The organism is Rhodospirillales bacterium, assembly GCA_016872535.1.
Lineage (GTDB): Bacteria > Pseudomonadota > Alphaproteobacteria > Rhodospirillales > 2-12-FULL-67-15 > 2-12-FULL-67-15.
Genome location: VGZQ01000144.1, coordinates 1 through 3,151, shown reverse-complemented (window position 1 = coordinate 3,151; position 3,151 = coordinate 1). Strand labels below are relative to the sequence as shown.

Genomic DNA, 3,151 nt, shown 5'->3' with positions numbered 1-3,151 from the left:
GGACGCTTCGGCGACTCGCGCGAGGGATTGAAGCCGCTGTCGCCGTCGGAATTCCGCGACTTCGCGCGCTGGCTGGAAGCGCGCCGGATCGCCCTGGGCGATCTTCTCCACAAAGACGCCAAATCGACCTTCAGAAATTATGCCAAGACCGCACCGTTGTGCGAGCGTCTCGGCGCCTTGCTGCGGCGAACGGACGATCTCGCCCGCGCGCGCGAGCGATGGGCCGGTCTCGGCATATGGGTCGTCGGCCAATTCGATCCCGGTTATCCATCCCGCCTCCGGCGACGGCTCGGATTTGCCGCCCTCCCGCTCCTGTTCGGCGCGGGCCCGCGCGAATTGCTCGACGGCGGGGGGATTTGCGTCGTCGGTTCGCGCGACAGTTCGCCCCGCGGCCTCGAGTTCGCCCGCCTTCTCGGCGCCCGCTGCGGCCGGGAAGGCATGACGGTCATTTCCAGCGACATGCGCGGCGCCGACCGCGAGGTCGTGGGCGCCGCCCTCGCCAACAACGGGAAGGTGGTTTGCGTTTTGTCCGACAGCCTGGAAAAAGCCCTTGCCGCCAAGCGCTATCGCGAGGCCTTGGCGGCGGGAATGATGGCCTTCGCGACGCCCTTTTCGCCCGAGGTGCGCTTCAAGGTCGCGAACGCCATTCGCGCCAACAAGTACCAATATGCCCTATCGGACGTCGCCGTCATCGTTGAAACGCGCCAAACCGGCGGTATCTGGCTGGGCGCCGACGAAAACCGCAACGAAGGATGGGTGCCGGCCTTGGTCCGTACCGACGACGTGATGCCCTCGGGCAATCTCGCCCTGCTTCATCTCGGCCTGGCGCCGATCACGCGACAGGATGTGGAGGATTGCGCCGGCATGCGCGACTTCTTCGTCGCGCGCGCCCTGGCCGGGGGCCGGGACGCGGCCGATCCCCGGTCCGCCCCGGCGGCGCGGCCCGCCGGCCCGCGCCCGTCCCGACCGACCGCGACGGCCCCGTTCGACCTTTATGCGGCGTTCGTCGCCGAACTCCGGCGGTTCGCCGCCGCCGGCCCGCGCCCGGAGGCCGAAATCGCCGCGCACTTCGGGATCGAAATCGAGCAGACGCGCCGTTGGATCGCGCGTGCCGTGGCCGAAGGCGCCGTGCGCGCCGCCGCCGGCGGCGTTCGGGCGGGATGACGGCCGGTTAAGCCGCCCCCGGTCGCTCCCGCCCCATTTCGAAATTTTTCGCATCGAGGGATCGACGTGATTCGAGTAAACCGATGATACCGACCGCACAGGACGACCCGCCGCCGCCCGGCAAATGGTTCTCCGTTATTTTGCTTACGACTTGCGTGGTGCTCGCCCTATCTCTCTGGTTTTCCGCCTCGGCGGTTGCGCCGACCTTAAAAACCACCCACGGCCTCGACGATAGCCGGGCAGCTTGGCTCGCCAGCAGCGTGTCGGTCGGCTTCGTCGCCGGCACGCTGGCGAGCGCACTGCTCAACCTCGCCGATTGGATTGGAGGGTGACGATCGCGCTCGCTTCGGTTCTGGCCGTCGCCGCCGGTCTGTTGATCAACGCGGTCCGCCTCGGCCCGAGCCATGTGCGTCCCGCCCGGTTTCATCCCTTGTTCGCGATCAAGGCGATCGCCGTGCCGACGCTTCGCCTCGCCAATCTCGGCTATTGGGGCCGCAAGTGGGAAAATTACGCCATGTGGGCGTGGATCGGGGCTTTCCTGAATCAAATGCATGGGGACGCCGATCCGGTCGCGGCGGCATCCCGACGCCGCGCGGTTGGCATCGGGGCGGCGCTAAACCGCTGTCCTAGGCCGGAATCAGGCAAGATCGGCGGTCACGCGGAAACCGCCGTTGCCGTCGAGGTCGAATTTTCCGTCGGCGACCGCATAGCCCCAGGCCGCCGTCTTCTTCAGTCCTCCGAACGGATACATGTGGCATCCGACGATGCCGCAGTCGCGGTCGGCCGCCTTATAGGCGGCCAAGTCGGCGATCAGCTTGTCGGGCGTCGACAGGGCCATCAGCTTGGTGATGTTCTTGGCTTGCTTGAGGACGAATGTCGCCGACGCACCGATGCCGCACGCGCGCGCGTAGGCCGCGAGGGTCTTGATGGTCGCCAGTCCCGGAACGCCGATGCGGATCGGCAGGCGGTTGCCCGCCGCCCGGATTTTCCTGTCCCAGGCAATAATGGGAGCCGCCTCGAAACAGAACTGGGTCAAAACGTACAACTCCGCCCCGGTACGCTGGGCGAACGCGTTTTTCCACGCCAGCGCCGAGGCGATCGCCGAATCCGAAATGTCGGGGCTTCCCTCCGGATGGCCGGCAACGCCGATGCGGCGGATGCCGTATCGATCGAACAGGCCGGTTTCGAGCATTTGCATGGAATCGGAAAAATCGCCAACCGGTTTCGGCACGCCGCCCCCGATGCACAGCACTTCGTCGATTCCGGCTTCGCCCGCCATCCGGCGCAGGGTTTCGTCGAGTTGCTTCCTATCGCGCAGGCTGCGCGCGGCGATATGGGGCACGGACCGGAAGCCCTCGCGGCACAGCCGGATCGTGGTCGCGACCGTGTCGGCGATGTCCGATCCGGGCAGGAAAGCGATGTAGACTTTTGTGCCTTCGCGCAAAATATCGCGAAACGAGCTCACCTTTGCCGCGGTCGCCGGGGTGGTTTCGAGCGAAAACTGCGCGCACAAATTCCTGATCGGCTCTGCGGGATCCGAAACGTGTTTTCTTGAAGATGCTTCTGCAATTATCATCGCCTCGCCCCATCGTTTATCCGTCTCGCCACGCGGAAAGCCGCCGCGGAAATAGCCACATGAAGTTTGATGTTACGAGAAGTCATGCAGCAAAAACAGAGAAACATGTTCGGCGAGATCGTGCGCCGCGCGCAATGGTTCATTCTTCCGCTCTCGTCCGCCCCCCGATGTCGACGGCTCCATCGATTTTCCTGAAATGGGATCATGGATTTTTTTGAGGGGTTGACAGGAATGGTTCCGAACGACGTTCATCTTCGTCTCGCGGGCACGCGGATAAAACGGTTGGTAATTAGGGCGATTCGTAACCATGTGCTAGGAGGAAAGGCGCATGGTTATAGGGGGTTCGAGGGTTTTCGGGTGTGCGGCCAACTTTGAGCGGGGCCGCAAGTGCGTTTTCTGCGGGTCGTTCAA

At 64.7% G+C, this 3,151-nt stretch carries 3 protein-coding genes; 2 read left to right on the top strand and 1 reads right to left on the bottom strand.

Annotation, left to right across the window (positions count from 1 at the left end):
* Together FJ311_16135 and FJ311_16130 are read left to right on the top strand one after the other, a co-directional pair.
* Positions 1 to 1,164 (top strand): DNA-processing protein DprA (locus tag FJ311_16135; protein MBM3952963.1); only part of this gene is annotated, 1,164 nt, incomplete at its 5' end.
* An 83-nt stretch (positions 1,165 to 1,247) separates the two neighbouring features.
* The gene (locus FJ311_16130; GenBank protein MBM3952962.1) at positions 1,248 to 1,496 is read left to right on the top strand and encodes a hypothetical protein; all 249 of its coding nucleotides are present in this window, start codon (positions 1,248 to 1,250) and stop codon (positions 1,494 to 1,496) included.
* Between the two features lie 305 nt (positions 1,497 to 1,801).
* Here FJ311_16130 and FJ311_16125 read toward each other — a convergent pair whose 3' ends face one another.
* Positions 1,802 to 2,740 carry a metFprotein gene (locus FJ311_16125; GenBank protein MBM3952961.1) on the bottom strand — a complete coding sequence of 313 codons (939 nt, stop codon included), beginning with the start codon at positions 2,738 to 2,740 and terminating at the stop codon, positions 1,802 to 1,804.
* Positions 2,741 to 3,151 lie beyond the last annotated feature (411 nt).